General features: G+C 33.0%; 15 protein-coding genes. 6 read left to right on the plus strand and 9 right to left on the minus strand.

Features of this window, described 5'->3' with window-relative positions; genetic code table 11:
• Positions 1 to 36 precede the first annotated feature (36 nt).
• The 5 genes from D3P13_RS18020 (at position 37) to D3P13_RS18040 (ending at position 5,412) form a co-directional block, all read left to right on the plus strand.
• The gene (locus tag D3P13_RS18020) at positions 37 to 678 is read left to right on the plus strand and encodes a LolA family protein (RefSeq protein WP_117884294.1); all 642 of its coding nucleotides are present in this window, start codon (positions 37 to 39) and stop codon (positions 676 to 678) included.
• Between the two features lie 290 nt (positions 679 to 968).
• On the plus strand, positions 969 to 2,414 hold the full coding sequence (locus D3P13_RS18025) for an LptF/LptG family permease (RefSeq protein ID WP_117884296.1): 1,446 nt from the start codon (positions 969 to 971) through the stop codon (positions 2,412 to 2,414).
• On the plus strand, positions 2,414 to 3,559 hold the full coding sequence (ribB, locus tag D3P13_RS18030; protein WP_117884298.1) for a 3,4-dihydroxy-2-butanone-4-phosphate synthase: 1,146 nt from the start codon (positions 2,414 to 2,416) through the stop codon (positions 3,557 to 3,559). The genes D3P13_RS18025 and ribB overlap by 1 nt, the downstream gene beginning before the upstream one ends.
• Positions 3,560 to 3,575: 16 nt before the next feature.
• Positions 3,576 to 4,619, plus strand: coding sequence for a tetraacyldisaccharide 4'-kinase (lpxK, locus tag D3P13_RS18035; RefSeq protein ID WP_117884300.1), 1,044 nt, complete (start codon positions 3,576 to 3,578; stop codon positions 4,617 to 4,619).
• The gene (locus tag D3P13_RS18040) at positions 4,591 to 5,412 is read left to right on the plus strand and encodes a purine-nucleoside phosphorylase (protein ID WP_117884302.1); all 822 of its coding nucleotides are present in this window, start codon (positions 4,591 to 4,593) and stop codon (positions 5,410 to 5,412) included. The genes lpxK and D3P13_RS18040 overlap by 29 nt, the downstream gene beginning before the upstream one ends.
• A 51-nt stretch (positions 5,413 to 5,463) precedes the next feature.
• Here D3P13_RS18040 and D3P13_RS18045 read toward each other — a convergent pair whose 3' ends face one another.
• Together D3P13_RS18045 and D3P13_RS18050 are read right to left on the minus strand one after the other, a co-directional pair.
• A complete protein-coding gene (locus D3P13_RS18045) occupies positions 5,464 to 6,285 on the minus strand; it encodes a formylglycine-generating enzyme family protein (protein WP_117884304.1) in 822 nt (273 codons plus the stop codon).
• Positions 6,286 to 6,310: 25 nt separating this feature from the next.
• Positions 6,311 to 8,326, minus strand: a complete 2,016-nt coding sequence (locus tag D3P13_RS18050) for a serine hydrolase domain-containing protein (protein ID WP_117884306.1) — start codon at positions 8,324 to 8,326, stop codon at positions 6,311 to 6,313.
• Positions 8,327 to 8,469: 143 nt separating this feature from the next.
• Here D3P13_RS18050 and D3P13_RS18055 point away from each other — a divergent pair, with 143 nt between their 5' ends.
• The gene (locus tag D3P13_RS18055) at positions 8,470 to 9,333 is read left to right on the plus strand and encodes a winged helix-turn-helix domain-containing protein (RefSeq protein WP_232829239.1); all 864 of its coding nucleotides are present in this window, start codon (positions 8,470 to 8,472) and stop codon (positions 9,331 to 9,333) included.
• Positions 9,334 to 9,428: 95 nt separating this feature from the next.
• Here the strand turns inward: D3P13_RS18055 and D3P13_RS18060 are convergent, their stop codons facing one another.
• From D3P13_RS18060 to D3P13_RS18090, 7 genes are all read right to left on the minus strand, one after another.
• Positions 9,429 to 10,127 carry a GIY-YIG nuclease family protein gene (locus D3P13_RS18060; RefSeq protein ID WP_117884309.1) on the minus strand — a complete coding sequence of 233 codons (699 nt, stop codon included), beginning with the start codon at positions 10,125 to 10,127 and terminating at the stop codon, positions 9,429 to 9,431.
• Positions 10,128 to 10,172: 45 nt separating this feature from the next.
• A complete protein-coding gene (locus tag D3P13_RS18065; protein WP_117884311.1) occupies positions 10,173 to 11,762 on the minus strand; it encodes an N-acyl-D-amino-acid deacylase family protein in 1,590 nt (529 codons plus the stop codon).
• Between the two features lie 106 nt (positions 11,763 to 11,868).
• On the minus strand, positions 11,869 to 12,639 hold the full coding sequence (locus D3P13_RS18070) for a DNA alkylation repair protein (protein WP_117884313.1): 771 nt from the start codon (positions 12,637 to 12,639) through the stop codon (positions 11,869 to 11,871).
• A gap of 20 nt (positions 12,640 to 12,659) precedes the next feature.
• Positions 12,660 to 14,840: an acylase gene (locus D3P13_RS18075; RefSeq protein WP_117884315.1), complete on the minus strand. Its 2,181-nt coding sequence runs from the start codon at positions 14,838 to 14,840 to the stop codon at positions 12,660 to 12,662.
• Between the two features lie 42 nt (positions 14,841 to 14,882).
• Positions 14,883 to 15,791: a serine hydrolase gene (locus D3P13_RS18080; RefSeq protein WP_198680063.1), complete on the minus strand. Its 909-nt coding sequence runs from the start codon at positions 15,789 to 15,791 to the stop codon at positions 14,883 to 14,885.
• 20 nt (positions 15,792 to 15,811) lie between these two features.
• Positions 15,812 to 17,464, minus strand: coding sequence for an N-acyl-D-amino-acid deacylase family protein (locus D3P13_RS18085; RefSeq protein ID WP_117884317.1), 1,653 nt, complete (start codon positions 17,462 to 17,464; stop codon positions 15,812 to 15,814).
• A 116-nt stretch (positions 17,465 to 17,580) separates the two neighbouring features.
• Positions 17,581 to 18,402 carry a CHRD domain-containing protein gene (locus D3P13_RS18090; RefSeq protein ID WP_117884319.1) on the minus strand — a complete coding sequence of 274 codons (822 nt, stop codon included), beginning with the start codon at positions 18,400 to 18,402 and terminating at the stop codon, positions 17,581 to 17,583.
• Positions 18,403 to 18,676: the final 274 nt, after the last annotated feature.

The following is an 18,676-nucleotide window of genomic DNA, read 5'->3' on the forward strand; positions in this document are numbered from 1 at the left end:
GTAAAAAAAGATTTAAATAGATAAGATTATAATAAAATGAGAAAGATAATTACAACCGTTATATTAATTTTAAGTATTTCATTTGCGTTTGCACAAGATGATGCAAAAGCAAAAAAGTTATTAGATGATGTTTCTAATAAAATAAGTAAATATGAAAATATTTATATTCAGTTTAAGTATAACCTAGACAATACAAAAGAAAAGGTACATCAAGAAACAAGAGGTGATGTGACTATGAAAGGAGATTTGTACAATGTTAATTTCTTAGGTACAAATCAGTTTTTTGATGGTAAAAAAACCTATACTATTATTACGGAAGATGAAGAGGTTAACATTTCTGATGCTGAAGATAATGAAGAAGGCACAATTACACCTTCAAAATTTTTCACATTCTATAAAAAAGGATTCAATTACAAATGGGACATCATTCAAGACTTAAGTGGTAGAAAAATACAGTATATAAAATTAATACCGATTGATAGTAATTCTGATATAAAGCAGATCTTATTAGGTGTTGATATTAATACAAATCATATTTATAAATTGATTGAAACAGGTAATAACGGAACGGTTACTACACTAACGGTTTCTGAATTTAAAACGGATCAAGCAATATCAAAAACACTTTTCACTTTTGATAAATCTAAATATGAAAATTATATTATAAATGATCTATAAGGTTATTTCGTAACTAGATTGAACTGGAATTTTTCATTGCTTATAGTTCGTAATAAATTGGAATTTATATAAGTTTATAAGTACTCCAATGTTTCGCCTATGTTATTCCGAATTAAGCTTTACTTTTGTATTTCATTAAAACATTTTATGTGAAACGAGGATTAAGAAATTTTAAAAATTACTTTAAAAAAGTAAAATGTTTAAAATTTTTAGTGCGAGAGCGTAGCGGTTACATGCGTTCTCAATTTTTTAATTAACTAAATTTGAATTAATTAAAAAGATTAAAACGCATGAAAATCTTAAACAGATACATACTAAAAAGTTTTTTAGTACCTTTTTTAGCAACCTTTTTTATCATACTGTTTGTACTTGTAATGCAAGTACTTTGGTTACAGTTCGATAAAATTGCTGGAAAAGGTATTGGTGTTGGGCATATTATACAGTTTTTGGGCTATATAGCTCAAATGCAGATTCCACTGGCATTACCCATTGCTATTTTGCTTTCTTCGATTATGGCTTTAGGGTCGTTAGCAGAAAATTATGAATTTGCAGCTGTTAAATCTGCTGGTATTTCTTTACAACGTTTTATTAGACCTCTCGTAATTCTTATGGTATTATTAAGTGGTTTAAATTTTTTATTTTTAAACTATGCCTTTCCAAGGGCAGCATTTAAATTTAAAAATATGTTGTCCGATTTAAAAAAAACGGAACCTGCACTTGCCTTAATACCAGGTACTTTTAATGATGAAATTCCAGGGTACAGTATCAAGTTTGACGAAAAATATGGTAAAGATGATAACCTCCTTAAAAATGTTCTCATTTATACTGATTTGGATCAAAATCAGCCCAATGTAAAAATAATTACTGCAGAAACAGGAGAAATTACAACAGAGAAAGGAAGTAAGTATATGACGCTTATTTTAAAAAATGGACATCGTTACGAAGAATTGCCAGAAAAGAGGCCAGATTATAAAAATGGGGCAGCATTACCAGGTACAAAAACAACTTTTAAAGAAGCTCTAATTAATATAGATATAGAGGATATGAGCAATGTTGACTCTAAAGATTATAAACAAGATAGGGAAATGCTGAGTTTAAAACAGCTCAATTATTATTCTGACTCGCTGAAAGTGCCCTTTGATGATTATATAGCCTCTAAAGCAAAAATATTTTTGGTTAGGGCTGGTATTAAAAGTAAAGATAAAGACACCACTGATTTTTCTAAAATTAATAAAAATATTTTAGAAAATTTTGATGATAAGGGCAAAGGTCAGTTATTAAACAATGCTGTTGAACTTTCTAAAAATACATTAGATGATATTGACGGGTTTAATTCTGTATTAAAAAACAAACGTAAATTTTTAAATGTCTATGATACTGAATACCATAGAAGATTGGCATTTTCTTTCGCTTGTTTAGTGTTGTTTTTTATTGGAGCTCCCTTAGGTTCAATTATCCGAAAAGGAGGATTTGGGTTTCCAATGATTATGGCAATTTTAATATTTGTTATTTATTTCTTTATTTCTACGTTAGGTAGAAATATGGCGTGGGCCAGTACGGTAACAGCTTCATTAGGAGGTTGGATGGCTACAATTATTTTATTACCCTTTGGTATTTTCTTGATGATAAGAGCTACCAAAGAAAAAGGTATCTTTAATTTAGATACTTTTTTAAACCCAATTACCAAATTTTTTAAAAACCTCTTTAATAGTAAAGATAAAAAAGTAATTAAGTGATGATTTCAACACAAGTAAATAAAGTACAATTGAATACCATAAAGGAAGCAATTGCTGATATAAAAAAAGGAAAGGTAGTCATCGTAGTTGATGATGAAGATCGTGAAAATGAAGGTGATTTTATTGCGGCTGCAGAAATGGTTACTCCTGAAATGATTAACTTTATGTCCGCCGAAGGAAGAGGGTTAATTTGTGCACCAATTATTGGTAGCAGATGTGAGGAGTTGGGTTTAGAGATGATGGTTCAGGACAATACGGTTTTGCATCAAACGCCATTTACAGTTTCAGTTGACTTAATTGGAGATGGTTGTACAACTGGTATTTCTGTGCATGATAGAGCGAAAACCATAAAAGCTTTAGTTAAAGACGATATAAAACCACACGATTTAGGCAGACCAGGGCATATTTTTCCGTTAAGAGCTAAAAATGGAGGGGTTTTAAGAAGAACTGGACATACAGAAGCTGCTGTGGATTTGGCAAGGTTAGCAGGCTTAAAACCGGCTGGTATACTCGTTGAAATTTTAAATGAAGACGGGTCAATGGCAAGATTGCCTCAATTATTGAAAGTTGCCAAGAAATTTGATTTAAAAATTATTTCAATTGAAGATTTAGTTGCCTATAGAATGCTTCACGATTCTTTAATAGAAAAAGTAGAAGATTTCCCTTTAAAAACACGCTTTGGAGAATTCAGACTTAGAGCTTATAAACAAACTACAAATAGTCAGGTGCATTTGGCTTTAACGAAAGGAAATTGGGGTGAAAATGAGCCCGTTTTGGTTCGCGTAAACTCAACATTAATTAATAATGATATTATTAGATTATTAACGAGTAAGCCAGATGATATGTTTAGTCGCATGTTTAAAATGATTAATGATGAAGGTAAAGGGGCAATTGTTTTTATAAACCAAGAAAATCAATCTTTTAACTTGTTAAGTAGGCTTAACATGATTAAAGATATACAAGAAGACAATACAACTAGAGTACCAAAAATTAAACCAGATACTAAAGATTTTGGTATTGGTGCACAAATTCTACATGATATAGGTATTTCTAAATTAAGAATAATATCAAATGATGATCAAATTAAGAAACGAGTAGGAATTATTGGTTATGGTTTAGAAATTGTTGAAAACGTTGGCTATTAATTAGTATTTATCACCTATGAGTTTCTTGCGAAAAATATTATATCCTTTTTCTTTATTATACGGGGAGATTACATCCGCAAGAAATGTTTTTTATGATAAAGGAATTCTAAAATCAACACAGTTTGATATTCCGACGATTGTAGTTGGGAATTTAAGTGTTGGAGGAACAGGAAAAACACCTCAAGTAGAATATTTAGTAAGACTATTACAAGATAAGTATAAGGTTGCTATCTTAAGTAGAGGGTATAAAAGAAGTACGAAGGGATTTATCATAGCAAGTACAAAAAGTACTGCATCTGAAATAGGAGACGAGCCAATACAGTATTATAAGAAATTCTCAGAGGTTATTGTTGCAGTAGATGCAGATAGAGTAAATGGTATTCAACAGTTAACTCAATTAGTAGATAAGCCTGAGGTTATTTTATTAGATGATGCTTTTCAGCACAGAAAAGTAGAAGCTGGTTTAAATGTTTTACTTACCCCATATAATGATTTGTATGTTGATGATAAAATGTTACCCACGGGTAATCTAAGAGAAAAGGTGAGTGGGGCAGAACGTGCAAAATTGATTGTGGTTACCAAATGTCCCTCTGAATTAAATGAAAAGGAACAATTCGAAATCACTAAAAAATTAAAAGCAGAGGTTCATCAAACGGTTTTTTTTTCTAGGATTAAATATAGCGAGACTATCATTTCAAAAACGACTACAATTACTTTAGATACTTTATCTTTGTACAAGGTGTTATTAGTTACGGGGATTGCGAAAACGGAACCGTTACTTGATTTTTTGAATTTGAAAAAGGTTAATGTTCAGCACTTAAGGTTTGCAGATCATTACAATTTTACAGAGAAGGATATTGAAAAAATAAGCACTACGTTTGAAGGTATTCAATCGGATAAGAAAATAATTTTAACTACTGAAAAAGATTATGTCAGGAGCTTTATAGACACCAAATTTGAGGTGTATTACTTACCCATTGAAACCCGTTTTATAGAGCATCAAGGAGATTTTAATAGGATTATTACAGATTATGTGGAACAAAGTACAAGAAACAGTTAGTTTTTTAAAGGAAAAAGGATTTTTAAATGCAGATTTCGGAATTGTTTTAGGTTCGGGATTGGGAGGTTTGGTTGATAGTATATCAGTTGAACAAAAACTGTCATATTCAGAAATTCCTCATTTTTCTAGATCTACAACACCTGGGCACTCTGGATTTTTAATTTATGGAACCTTGGCAGGTAAAAAGGTAATTGCCATGCAAGGAAGATTTCATTATTATGAAGGTTGGTCTATGCAAGAGGTCGTTTTTCCAATTCGAGTATTGAAATATTTGGGTATTGAAAACTTAATACTTTCAAATGCCTCTGGAGGTGTGAACTCCAATTATAAAGTAGGTGATATAATGATTATCAAAGATCATATAAATATGATGCCAGAGCATCCTTTACGAGGACAGAATGATGATCGTTTTGGTCAACGCTTTGTAGATATGCATGAAGCTTATAGTTTAAAAATGATAGCGAAGCTTAAAGAGGTTGCTTTAAAAGAAAACATCACCTTACAAGAAGGTGTTTATTTAGGATTACAAGGTCCAACCTTTGAAACACCAGCAGAATATAAAATGGTAAAATTAATGGGAGCTGATGCTGTTGGTATGAGCACCGTACCTGAAGTAATTGTTGCCAAACATATGGGGATGAATTGCCTTGGTGTTTCTATCGTTACTGATTTAGGAGTAGAAGGTCAGGTGGTTGCCGTTTCTCATGAAGAAGTTCAGGATGTAGCAAAAAAAGCAGGAAAAACCCTGAGTTTATTGGTAAAGAAGTTTGTTGGTAGTACAAATTCAAAATAAAAACGGGGTCAGTTCGAGTGCCACAGTTTTATGGTGTATCGAGAACAGTTACTAATCTTTAGTAATTCTAAACCCAAAACCGTCGTTTCTAGTTAGTATTGGAGATTGATATCGCACTTCGGGCATATGAATACCAAAAGGCAAAGGTGTATTGGTTTTTGCATCTACAGCATCATAAAACCAACTTACTCCTTTTGATATTTTCATGCTGTCTCTACCAATTTCTGGGCCCTTCGGGTTTTCAACTGAATTTAGCTCATCCAATTCAGGGTTGTACCAATCTGAAACCCATTCGCTAATATTACCAGTCATATCATAAATACCTAATTCGTTTGGTTTCAATTGACCAACTTTATGAAACGTACTGTCAGAATTTTCACCAACCCAACCTACTTCGCGGGCATCATTACTTCCGCTATATGTATATCCTTGACTTTTATTTCCTCCTTTTGCGGCAAATTCCCATTCTGCTTCAGTGGGTAGTCTTCCACCTGCCCAAATTGCAAAAGCATCAGCTTCTTCCCATGTTGCCAGCATTGGGTGTTCATCAACCCAATCGTCAGTATTTATCTTTTCAGCATATGCAGTTTTGATGGGCCGTTTTGGCATTTCCCTATTGGTTTGTTTACAGAACTCTTTAAACTGTTTTACTGTTATTTCATATTTACTGATATAAAAGCTACTTAATTTCACTTCTCTATTGGGACTGGTAAACCCCTTTATGGTATCAAAACTTGAATTAATTACATATTGGTTTTTACCTTGTGTAAAAGTCCCGCTCTCAACATGAATCCAGTCAATTTTGGGATTTTTGTTTTCTTCGTTGCAAGAAAATAGTGATAGAGCTAGTAATAATAGTAAGAGTTGTCTCATTTTAAATGTTTTTATAATTTAGGTTTTATTTTTTTAAAATAGTATCTCGAAGCTTTACCTCATTTAGTTTATTCCAGATGTCATGTTCAAAGTATTTGGGTGAAAATCTAAAAAGAACTACAGCTTTCTTTTTTCTCTCTAGGTAATAGTTTTCTACATGAACATTTAGTGTCATTTTTTTTTGAGTAGTAAAAGCATCAAATATTGAAATCTTTCCCGTATAGATAATCTTATTATTGGTATCTTCTTTTTTATCAAGTTGAGCCAATGTTTTTGGAAGTATTTTGTCTTTATCTTTATTTACACCCGTCATCAAACCATCAAAATAGAGTTGTAAATTTGATTCTATTTCTTTTTCTGATAAGGCTGAATTAGCTTTTACACTCCATGCGAAAGCATATGTCCAAAAGCCATCACTATCTACTTTTGCCCAACCTTTTGCAAAACGAATGTCTTCAAAGCCTTCATATTTAATTTCAGGGGCAAAATGTATCGGAAAAATGAAAATTTCTTGGCCCCAAGTACTATCCGTTTTTATTAAGTTTAGATCTACTTTTTCAAGTTCATTAGAATTAATTTCCAATTCTTTTAAAATTTTTATTCCATGTTCGTTTTTTGGGTTTAATTCTATCGATTTTTTATAGTTTTTGATTGCTTTAATGGTATCTCCCAAAGACAAAAGCACTTCGCCATAACTATCATAAAGATTAAAAGCACGCGGATACGATTCAATGCCGATTTTAAGCACTTCAGCTGCTATTTTAGGTCTATCAGATTGCAAGAATTTATAACTTACTATATTTATTTCATCTTCACTGAGATAGTATGTATCATTATTTTTGATGGATTTATAATGTTCAATTCCCTTAGTTGTACCTTTCTTATTTATCCCATCAAGTAAGGAATAAGCAGCTGATTTTTTTGGAAAGTCATACGTTTTCCCATAGAGAATACCCATAATGCCTTTGGTCATCGCATTTAGTGGAGCTCTCCTTATGTTACTTAAAAGGATCACTGTTGACTTACTAGAAGGAATGCGTGTAAAGATGGCACAAAACCCGTCGATAGTACCGTCATGGGTGACAGTTTCTACTTTACTATTTGAATTTCCTAGAAGCTTGTTTTTTATACTCCATCCATATCCATATTCACCTCCATAATTGGGGTCAGCGATATGTTTAGTAAATACCAAATCCATATACTTTTTAGTTAGTAACTTTTCTGAATATAAAGACTGATCCCAGCGGTACAAATCTTCAACTGTGGAATAAAGTGCTCCAGCCGCGGATGCAGTAGACATATCTACATAATTGGCGTTGTAATAATCTCCCCAACTTTTAAAATATCCTGAAGCTCTATTTTTTTGAAGGGCTCTGTGCTTATCAAAACCTGTATTAGTCATTTTTAATGGTGTGAAAATTTTGTTTTGTAAAACTTCTTCGTATGTCTTTTTAGTAATGGTTTCGACAATTAAACCTAATAAATTATAACCAGCATTGCAATAACTGAATTTTTCTCCTGGAGTAAACTCTAGCGGTAGTGCAGAGAATTCCTGTACCAGTTCCGTTAGTTTATAATTATCAGGCCTAAATGCTTTTTGTTTGGTTGATTCGTAAGAATTTGGAATTCCTGAAGAATGTGTAAGCAGGTTATGAATGGTGATTTTATCTCCATTTTCTTTAGGATAATTGGGTAGATAGGTTGATATAGTTGTATGTAAGTCGAGTTTTTTTTCAGCAACCAATTGCATAATCAGCATTGCGCTAAATTGTTTGGTAATGGAACCAATTCTGAATTTTGTATCTGGTTGATTTGGAATGTCCCATTCCATATTGGCCAACCCGAAACCTTTTTTATAAATAACTTTTCCTTCTTCAACAACTAGTGCCGTTCCATTAAATTCTCCATAATCAGCATAAGTACTGATGAGAGCATCAAGCTTATCTTCATTAGTCTGAGCACAAGATGTCGTAGTAATAGCAATTAAGGTTATTATTGTAAAGAAAATAGTTCTAATAATTGTTTTTACAGGAATATTCATAATGTGTCGATTTTATCTTTGTTATTAATCATTTAATTATGCCGTAAAACTATTATCACTTCAGGTTAAAAGTGTCAAAAAAATGTAAAAGAAGTGTCAATAATTATGAAACCTTATGAAATTGTATGTTATTTGAAGTAATTATGAGTAGCAAATTTATTTATTCCTTTATAGTTTTGATAACCGCTTTGGTTGCAACATGGATGTTGTTGGATTCAGATGATGATAATGAAGAGTTTTCAGAAGTAGTTAAAATCTCTTTACGTGATGCCGGTAATCAATTACTCCTTTCAAACAATGACACAACTTCATTAATATTACCAGTTGTTGCATTAAAAAAATCAAAGTATAAACTATCTTTTCAAAATTCGCTTACTTTTGAACCAAACACTTTGGTTTCAGTTATAAAAAGCAGTTTTCATAAATTAGAACTTCCTAAGTATTATCGTGTTGCCGTTATTCAATGTGCAGACCAAGAAGTAGCCTATAGTTATGAGATAAAAAATGAAACTGAAAACGATATCATACCTTGTGCAGGAAGGTTTTTACCAGAAAGGTGTTATACGATTGAAGTACGATTTACCAATAACACATTTTCTTTTCTCAATAAAAAAATAGTATTGTATTTACTTATAATCCTTGCTTTCCTCGCTTTTCAATTAGTTTCTTATAAAAGAAAACCACGTTTAAAAGCAGAAGGGATAAATGGCACTAATACTACTATTGGCAGTTTTCAATTTTATCCGGAGCAGAGTAAATTAGTAAAAGCGAGTACAGAAATCAACCTTTCGAAAAAAGAATGTGAGTTACTAGCTATTTTTGCTGCCAATCCGAACCAAATTATAAAACGTGTTGAATTGACGAAAAAGGTTTGGGAAGACAATGGTGTTTTTGTGGGTAGAAGTTTAGATACCTATATCTCTAAATTACGTAAGAAACTAAAAGCCGATGATACTATTAAATTAACTAACGTTCACGGTATTGGATATAAGTTGGAGGTGAATTAGGATAGATTTTTTTACCGGACTTCCTAAAAATATATAAACCTTTCAATTAAGTCTGAAGCCCGAATTTTTATAGGTTTTGTTGTAGATAGCCTTTTTTAGAATGGTAAATCACTAGTATCTCCCTCTATTCTATCTATTTTTGTGTTTTCAAATAAATCTTTATTAGCATAGGGACGTCCAATATATTCTCTAGAAAAATAGCAAGCCTCTAGCAGTTCAGCACTAGTCAATAAATACCATTCGTTTTTGTATTTATTTTTAACGTATTTTTTATGTAATGTTTTCTCTAGCTCCTTGAATTTTGGAGTGTGGAAAAATTCCACTAACCTATACTCAAATGGATTTCCAGTCTGTAATTGTCTTAATCTTTTTTCAATATTTTTTGTTAGTCCGATTTTAAATAATCCAGAGTCTTTTATAGAAATAATATATACACCTTTTTGGTTTTTTTCATTTTCAATAATGATATTTTTTCTTATATCTCCTTGACAATATTTAATCCCATCTTTCCAAAAAATCATTGGTTCTTCATCGGAGATTAAATGAAATCCATTTTTTATAAGCATTTCATGAGATGGGAAATACACATCTTTTTCTAAACAATCTCTATCTTCGAATTCCACTTTACATATTACTTTACTTGATAGATATTCTAGTTCATACCCTTCCATTTCCGAAAAATGTAACTCAGCTAAATATTCATCCATTCCGACAACAAACCAATCTTCATTTCCATCTGCACTGGAAATCCAGAACAATGTTTTCCTACAAATTATTTCTTCTTTCTTGTTCATTTGTTAGATTACCTACTACACCCAAATATACCGAATTATTAAATATCATTCTGGCAACAACACCTTTCCACTTAATTCAACTGCAAGTTTTTCATGATCCCTAACTAATTTTCCATTAACCAACACTTGGTCAAAACCTGTTGCTAATTGATGTGGATTTACATAATCAGCAGGTGCTTTTATGTTTTTAGGATCAAAAATGAGAATGTCTGCTTTGTTGCCAATGGTAAGTGTTCCACGTTTTTTTAGTTGTAAAATTTCAGCGGCATATGAAGTCATTTTACGTACAGCTTCTTCTAAATTTAAGATACTATCTTTTACCACATAGGTCTCAATAACTTTAGCAAATGTACCATGTCCACGAGGGTGATGACCTGTTTTACTACCATCAGAACAGATTCCAATAATCGGGTCTTTTAAAAAGGTTTCTTGTAATTCTTTATTCATTACAAAATATGCCCCAGAGGAACCTTGCGGACCTAAATCATCAATTAAAAACTGTTCAAACGGTTTGTTTTTTGAAGCAGCTGCTTCGGCCAATGTTTTTCCAGTATAAGGAGCAGAACCTAATAAGGTCGCTTCTGGTCCATTTCGTAAATTCACTTTGTTTCTAATAAAATCTTCCAATTCTTTTCTCCTGTTTTTCTTAGCTATTGCAAATTGTTGAGGTGTTTTTGACCAATCAGGAAATACGATGGAAATACCTGTATAACTTGCCATATATGGATACATATCGGCTGTTAATTGAATTCCAGACTTTCTGATTTTTTTGATGGTATCTAAAATTTGAATAGCTCGATCTTGTCCTTTACCGTAAACCGATTTTAAATGAGAAATATGAACACGTGCATTTGATCCTTGTCGGCTCAATTCTTTAATAGATTCTATTACCGCATCATCATCTTCATTACGCATATGGCTCATTACCATTTTGTTTTGCTCACCTGCTATTGCTGCCAAGGCTACTAATTCACTTTCTTCAGCGTATAAACCTGGTGCATATTCTAATCCCGTTGACAAACCAAAAGTATATTTTAAACGCTCCTTTAATAATGATTTTAATTTTTCCAATTGAACCTCATTAATTTTAGATTTGACACCAATGCCTGCTAAATTTCGCAAGGTGCCATGCCCCACAAATTCAATAATATTTACGCCTAAATTTTGTTCATTAACGTTGTCTAAATACCCTTTTAAATCTTTACTATTAGTACTAGAACCATCTTGACCCAATACAATACTGGTAACACCCATGGCTAAAAAATTCTCAAAATCAGGAGTACTTAAAGGGTTTCCATGAGCGTGTAGATCTATAAATCCCGGACTCACAGTTTTGCCTTTTGCATCAATTGTTAACCCAATTTTCAACTCAGGGTTGGTCAAATTACCGATGTAAAAGATACTGTCTGCATTTATATAAATAGTTGATGTATATGCTGGTTTACCTGTTCCGTCTATTATGTTTCCATTGATTATAGCTATAGCAACAGCGTCGATGTTAGGTTGAACAACAGTTTCTTGTCTTTCGATTTGAGACTCTTTTTCACTTTTTATCTTTTCATTCTTACATGACGTAAAGCTTATGAATAGTAGTGTAATAATAAAAAGGTAACGTTTTGATGTTATAGTTTTCATTGATTGTTTAAATTAAATTGTTTATAACCTAATATGATATGTACGTCACCCTGAAACAAATTCTGCATGACGTCTTTATATATTATTACTATAACAAGCAATTGGATTATTTAATAATTTTTAATGCCCATTGGTCTTGAGCTTTTAATAAATTTCTTAGGGCGTGTTTTATAATCCATTTTCTTTCTTTAGTAGGATTCACATTCCATTTTTCTATTAAGCTTCTACCAATTTCTGGGTTGTCTTTTAAGATATCGTTGATACAATTAGCCACAGATTTTTGAACATATTTGGAAGGGTCATCTTTTAAATTATTCAAGATGGGAATTATAGTTGTTGGATTTTCTATAAATAGATCCAATTTCTTTGCCCATGGCAATCGTGGCCTGACACCTTCACTAGACAATCTTCTAATATGTTTGTTTTTATGTTGAGACCATGTTGTTAATACATCCAATGTTTTGTCAGTATAACTAACTAAATAAGGTCTAATAGCATATTCTCCTGTATTTCTTTTGGTAATTTCTGCGATGGCATTCATGGAAACATCAAAATGTTCCAAACCATATTTTTCAACATATTTAGCAATAGGCATGATCCAATAATAATTGGTAAACATACCTGTCTCTTTCTCGTTTTCTGGACCTAATATTGTTACAAGTATTTTTATGTTTTCAGGTATTGAACTTCCTAAATGTGTATGGAAGGCATCAGCAATGAGCTCAACACGATCTTTTAATTCTAAAGTATCAATTTTACCAACCACAGTACTAACAAATTTGTCTTTTGGAAAATTGGAATCTTCGTTAAGAATTTTATCTGAAAGCATTTTTGCAAGTTCCTGATTAAACCAATATTTTAACTTTTTGAATGCCATTGATTATTAAAAGGTATTACTTATTCTTTATCTCCCGGATGATATATTTTTTCAGCTTTGGCTTCTACATCTTCACGATAATAAGAAACATCTTTAAATTTTACATCCGCATACCGTTGAGCTTGATCGTCAAAATGAGGAGAATTGGGGTCACCACTTTGTCCACCTGCTAGCATTGATTTCGCTTTTACCTTATCACCAAATTCTACCACAGCCACAAAACTATTACCTCTGGTGCCATAAATACGTTTTGTTTTTTGTCTAGAACGCATTCCAAATGCAGCCAAAGCACCCCATCTTGAAGTTGTTAGGCCAACCGCAATGCTCGGAGCATTATCATCGAATTTTTGATCAATAGCACCCGTTAAGCGTTGGTATCTACTAATTTCTCCCCAAGGGGTATTCCATGTTCCAAAATCTTCAGTGAGATGAGAAACACTTTTCTTCAACATCGTTAATCTTTCTACCAAAGGCGATTTTGTTCCCATAAAAGCAACTTTTTCCATTTCGTTTAATCCATTTGGAAAATTACCTTCACGGAGATAAAATTGACCATAAAAATGAGCTAAAGACATGGCGACACTCTCTTTAGAAACGGAAAAATCCCATTTACGTAAAACATCAATAGCCTCTTTTAATTTATGATCTTTTGGTGAAGATTTGTCATAAGCATCAATTAATCCTGGTATAGAAATTTCAAAAGCAGGCAAATAAGGATCATAAGCCATGGTTATCAGTTTATCAATCGTTAAATCCTTACTTTTTTCTAATAATCGGATGGCATGTACACCTCTAAAATTCTCACGATCAAGTGACATGTAATTTGGGTAATCCTCTTGTTTAGGACTATTTTCACCCGCACTTGTAAAAGGGGTAGAGTTACAATTTTGAATCCAACCCACTTCAGGATTTATCACCGTAATGTTTTCATCAACAGTATGCAACCCGTTCCAATCGGTTTCAGGATTGCTACCATCGACAGGGTTGGTATAATCAAATTTTACATTACGCTTTGGAATAAAATTACCATGATAATATGCTATATTTCCACCCGCATCAGCATATACCGTATTGTTAGAAGAATTGGTACGGATGTTCATCATTTCTCTAAACTCTTGATGTCCATTTAGTTTGGTACGTGTAAAGGATTGCTCCAAGGCTTTTACGGGATCCCACATAATGGCGGTTGTTACCCAATTGGAATCTATGGCATGTGTTATTGGACCGCGATGGGTTCTAAACATTTTAAATTTTTTCTCCGTTAGAGAATCGCCAACCTTGTATTTCAAGGCAACTTCAAGCTCTTTAACAGGACGTTGTTCGTCTCCGTATGTATAGGTATATCCGTTATCTGTTTTAGTAATGTCTTCTGAAAATTCATCTTTAATATCGGTATAGGTTGAGGTATGCATCCATCCCGTTTTTTCATTAAATCCTTGATACACAAAAAACTGCCCCCAAGTAACCGCTCCATAAGCATTTAAACCTTCTTCACTCACCACATGAACTTCACCACGGAAAAAGAAAGAAGTATGTGGGTTAATAAGTAACATAGCTTTACCAGATGCTGTACGCTTACCTGAAATGGCAAATCCGTTAGACCCTGCAGGTTCTTTTTCTAAGAAAGGTTCTTCAGTTTCATTAAATGCAATTTTATCAGTGGCATTTTCGTTTCCATAAAACGCTTCAATTTTTTTAGTTGAAATACCTTCAATATCGCCACCAATGGAGCCTTCACTAAAATACATGGGCATCCAAGGTTCAAAACGGGTTAATAATCTCGGTGTAACTTCAGGATGTGTAAACAAATAATAATTGATTCCATCCGCAAAAGCGTTACATAACTTTTTTAACCACTCCGGACTTTTCTCATAATTAGCAATGGCTTCGTCTTCGGTCATATATAATTTTGCACGCAAATCACTATATAAAGCTTCTTCACCTTCAACTTCTGCCAAGCGACCAGTAGCCCAAATATAATTTTGCTCCACCCGATTAAAATCATCTTCACATTGAGCGTATAGTAAACCAAAAACGGCATCAGCGTCTGTTTTACCATAAATATGTGGTACCCCAAAATTGTCACGAATAATTTCAATGTTTTCTGCTTGAGTTTGCCAACGTTGTACTTCTTTTGAAACTTTTGGAGACTGTTTACAGCCTATAGCAAGTAGTATAATGAGAATGGAAAAATTTTTCATTTCGAGTTTGTATATTAGAGTATGGAAGTAAATGTAGTTAATTTAATTAGTACTGACATAATCATAAATGGTCTTAGAAATTTTCGCCAATTGATCGGTGCCCTTGTCAAAATCTTTTAAATTTTTAGAAAGTAAAACTAATACATATGTACGACCATTTGGTAAATACACAATTCCAGCATCATGATGAACACCTGTTATGGAGCCTGTTTTATGAGCTACTTTCACTTCTTTAGGTAAATACAGTGGAATCATATCATTAAACTGTTGGTTTTTTAAAATGGTAAGCATTGAGGCACAATCTTTTTGAGATCCCGCTCTATCATTTGCTATTGCTTTCATAATAAGCATTAAATCTCTGGCTGTTGTGGAATTACTTAAACCTTTATCATATGCTTTTTGATCTTCTACACCACGCAATACTTCTATGTGTTCAGCTCCTAAATCTCGCATGGTCGCCGTTACTTTTTTGGCATCCACTAATTCGATTAATACGTTAGTAGCTAAATTGCTACTCACGGTAATCATATTATACATTAAATCACTAATAACGACCTTAGAACCAATTTTGTTATAGATTATATCGTCACTGTCATCGATAACGTCCATACTATACAAACTACTGTCAACAATACTTTTAAATTCATTTTTTAGGAGAATAGAATCGTTTAGGTTAAATTTTTCTTCAGCTGCTTGCTTAAAAAGTTCAATCATCACTGGGACTTTCATCGTACTAGCCGCATGAAATTTTTCATCAACATTTATAAACAGACTGCCTTCTGGTGCTGAGAGATTAAAAAAGGCAACGGCTACTGTTCCGTCAATAGAATCAATCTGCGATAAGATTGTTGTTTCAAGGTTTTCTTTTTGAGATGTTTCTTTTTTACAGGAACTAATCGCTACAAAAAAAAGAAGAAGTAAACCTGTCGTCATTGTAATTTTAAGAGTCATTATTCAGTTCATTTTAGGGTTTATTTTCTATAACCAGGACCGTGCACAACTCTTCCTGGCTTTTTATTGGTATGTTCACCATCTTTTAATACTTGTGTACCGTTTACAAAAACATGCACCATTCCGCTTGCATATTGGTGTGGTTTATCAAAAGTGGCATGGTCTTGGACTTTGTCAAAATCAAAAACAACAATGTCGGCATAATTGCCCACTTTAAGGCTACCACGTTTTTTAATTTTGAGATTAGAAGCAGGTAAAAAAGTTAATTTTCGGATGGCTTCTTCTAGAGAGATGACTTTTTCATCTCTAGTATATTTACCTATTACCCTTGCAAAATTACCGTAAGCACGTGGATGTGTACTGTATTTTAAAAAGTCACCCTCAGCTGCGTAAGAACCTGCATCAGAACAAAAGCTCATCCAAGGTAAAGCGACTTGATTTTTTACATTTTCTTCAGACATCATAAAATAAACAGTGCTCACATCACTTCCGTTTTGTACTACTAAGTCCATGGCGGTTTCTTCGGGTGAAGTATTTCTCATTTTAGCTACTTCAGCTAAGGTTTTTCCAGTTAAATATCGAAGGCTATCATTGCTAAATCCGGCCAATATCATTTTCTCAGCAGAGCCTGCAGCTTGCATTAAACTTTCCCATTCAATAGCAGGTTTCCGCATGTCTTCTAATACTTTTTTACGAATTTTAGGGTCTTGTAAACGTTCTGCCCATTTGCTATAACCACCTTCTTGAACCCATGGTGGCATGGACGCATCTAAACCTGTTGAACCTGCAATATAACTATACATATTGGCGGTAATGGTTAATCCAGCTTTTCTTGCAGAGTCAATTTTGGCAACAACGGCGTCATATTTATACCAATTGTCTTTTCCACTCATTTTAAGATGGTAAATTTCGGCTCGAATATTCGCTTCTTTAGCTATTCGAAGGAGTTCATCGATACTTTCTAATAATTTATTGCCTTCACTACGGATATGTGAGGTGTATAACCCATCATATTTTGCAGCAACTTTAGAGATTTCAATTAATTCTTCGGTGGATGAGTAAAAGGCAGGAGCATAAATCAATGAAGAACCGATACCCATGGCACCTTCTTCCATCGCCTGTGATACCATTATTTTCATGGAGTCTAATTCTTCTTCTGTAGGAGCTCTATCTTCATAACCCACAGTATTAATTCGCAACGTAGTGGCACCGATAAAAGAAGCAATATTGGGAGAGACGCCTTTATCAACTAGGGCATTTAATTTGTCGTTTAAAGAAATCCATTCTATAGTATTATTTACTGTATCTACTTTCTTTGTTGGGCCCATAGAAGTTCCTTCTCCAAAAACTTCAAGGGTAACACCTTGTTTTATATCACCAAGAGATCGTCCATCTGTATTTAATGCTGCGGAAGCCCAGCTTAACATATTGATAAAGCCAGGAGAAACCACTAAACCAGTAGCGTCAATTTCCTGATTAGCTGTTTTATTTTTTAAATCGCCTATGGCAGTAATAGTATCTGCATTAATGCCAATATCTCCAATACTAAATGTGTTTCCTGATCCATCTATTATTTTACCGTTTTGTATTAAAATGTCATAATCAGGTTGCTTTGTACAACTTAACATTGATAAAAACGAAAAAAAAATGACAGTTATTTTTAGTATATTCATCTGTAAGAGCGTAGTTTAGGTTTAGGATTAACGAAGTTACAATTATTATGGAAATTGAAGGTAAAAAAAAAGACTATCATTTCTGACAGTCTTATCATCGGTATAAAAATACTTTATTATCTTATTTGTCCACGCATTAAACCTCCAGCATAATCGGTTGAATGTACATTAACGTAAAGGGCATCAGTTTTTATTGTAGAAAGCATATCAGCATCTAAGATCATAGTTTTAGTCACACCCAATTGTGTGTCATCAGTCAACTCAAGGTTGATTTGAACGTCACCGTTTACAGTGGCATCTCCGCTATGCATATGACCAGCAGTAATGGCATCTCCTGTTTGTAAATTTGTAACAGATACATTATAATAAACTTTATCTCCTATAATTCTAAAAATTGCAGTTCCGCTATCATTTCGGTCTGTGATCGAAGGAATTTCATTAGTTGGGGATAACATTACATTATAGGCCTCATCTATTACTTGGTCCAATTGACCACGAACTAATCCATTAGGGTTTTCAGTTGAATGTACATTAACATATACATCATCGCCTAATAGTGTTTCCACTTGTGCCTCTGTTAATTGTACAATTCCCGTGGCTTCATTGCCTTGAAACACAATATCGGTACCATTTACTAAGCTAATAGCAGGTGCACCTGTAGAAACAGGATCGCCGGTATGTAAGTGTGCCACTGTTAATTCATCGCTTGCTGAAAGATCATTAACTACAATTGAAAATTCAATTTGATTTTCTGAATTTAAAACCAATAAAAATGTTCCCGTTTCATCTCTGTTTTCAACAATTGGAATTTCATTTTCTGTAGTTAAGGAAATATTTCCTGACGCAATAATAGATGGTCCTGAACTATCAGTGTCATTACAACTTGTTGTAAAACCTATTAAAACCGTACAAAATATTAATAATAGTGCTTTTTTCATTGAGATATTGTTAAGTTTTACCTACTTCAGTTTTGAGTCTTTTTTCGGCTAGTTCCGACTTAATTAATGATGCCTTAGTTACTGAAGGGTTGTGTGTAAAAATGAATTATTTTTTTGCTATTACAAAATACGCTATAAATGAGAAGTTTAATTGACGCATTTCCATAAGTTGATGGCTCAAATGCAAAATATTGAGCTACTTTTTATAATTACGGTCATTTAGAAGTTTCAATTCGTTTTATGACTAACTAATATTGACTGTTTTTAATTGTTT

It is taken from the genome of Aureibaculum luteum, assembly GCF_003449015.1.
In the GTDB taxonomy this organism is placed as follows: domain Bacteria; phylum Bacteroidota; class Bacteroidia; order Flavobacteriales; family Flavobacteriaceae; genus Aureibaculum; species Aureibaculum luteum.

Coding starts and splice junctions, on each gene's coding strand:
- D3P13_RS18020 (WP_117884294.1), top strand. CDS start 37: ATGAGAAAGATAATTACAACCGTTATATTAATTTTAAGTATTTCATTT.
- D3P13_RS18025 (WP_117884296.1), top strand. CDS start 969: ATGAAAATCTTAAACAGATACATACTAAAAAGTTTTTTAGTACCTTTT.
- ribB (WP_117884298.1), top strand. CDS start 2,414: ATGATTTCAACACAAGTAAATAAAGTACAATTGAATACCATAAAGGAA.
- lpxK (WP_117884300.1), top strand. CDS start 3,576: ATGAGTTTCTTGCGAAAAATATTATATCCTTTTTCTTTATTATACGGG.
- D3P13_RS18040 (WP_117884302.1), top strand. CDS start 4,591: ATGTGGAACAAAGTACAAGAAACAGTTAGTTTTTTAAAGGAAAAAGGA.
- D3P13_RS18045 (WP_117884304.1), bottom strand. CDS start 6,285: ATGAGACAACTCTTACTATTATTACTAGCTCTATCACTATTTTCTTGC.
- D3P13_RS18050 (WP_117884306.1), bottom strand. CDS start 8,326: ATGAATATTCCTGTAAAAACAATTATTAGAACTATTTTCTTTACAATA.
- D3P13_RS18055 (WP_232829239.1), top strand. CDS start 8,470: ATGAGTAGCAAATTTATTTATTCCTTTATAGTTTTGATAACCGCTTTG.
- D3P13_RS18060 (WP_117884309.1), bottom strand. CDS start 10,127: ATGAACAAGAAAGAAGAAATAATTTGTAGGAAAACATTGTTCTGGATT.
- D3P13_RS18065 (WP_117884311.1), bottom strand. CDS start 11,762: ATGAAAACTATAACATCAAAACGTTACCTTTTTATTATTACACTACTA.
- D3P13_RS18070 (WP_117884313.1), bottom strand. CDS start 12,639: ATGGCATTCAAAAAGTTAAAATATTGGTTTAATCAGGAACTTGCAAAA.
- D3P13_RS18075 (WP_117884315.1), bottom strand. CDS start 14,840: ATGAAAAATTTTTCCATTCTCATTATACTACTTGCTATAGGCTGTAAA.
- D3P13_RS18080 (WP_198680063.1), bottom strand. CDS start 15,791: ATGACTCTTAAAATTACAATGACGACAGGTTTACTTCTTCTTTTTTTT.
- D3P13_RS18085 (WP_117884317.1), bottom strand. CDS start 17,464: ATGAATATACTAAAAATAACTGTCATTTTTTTTTCGTTTTTATCAATG.
- D3P13_RS18090 (WP_117884319.1), bottom strand. CDS start 18,402: ATGAAAAAAGCACTATTATTAATATTTTGTACGGTTTTAATAGGTTTT.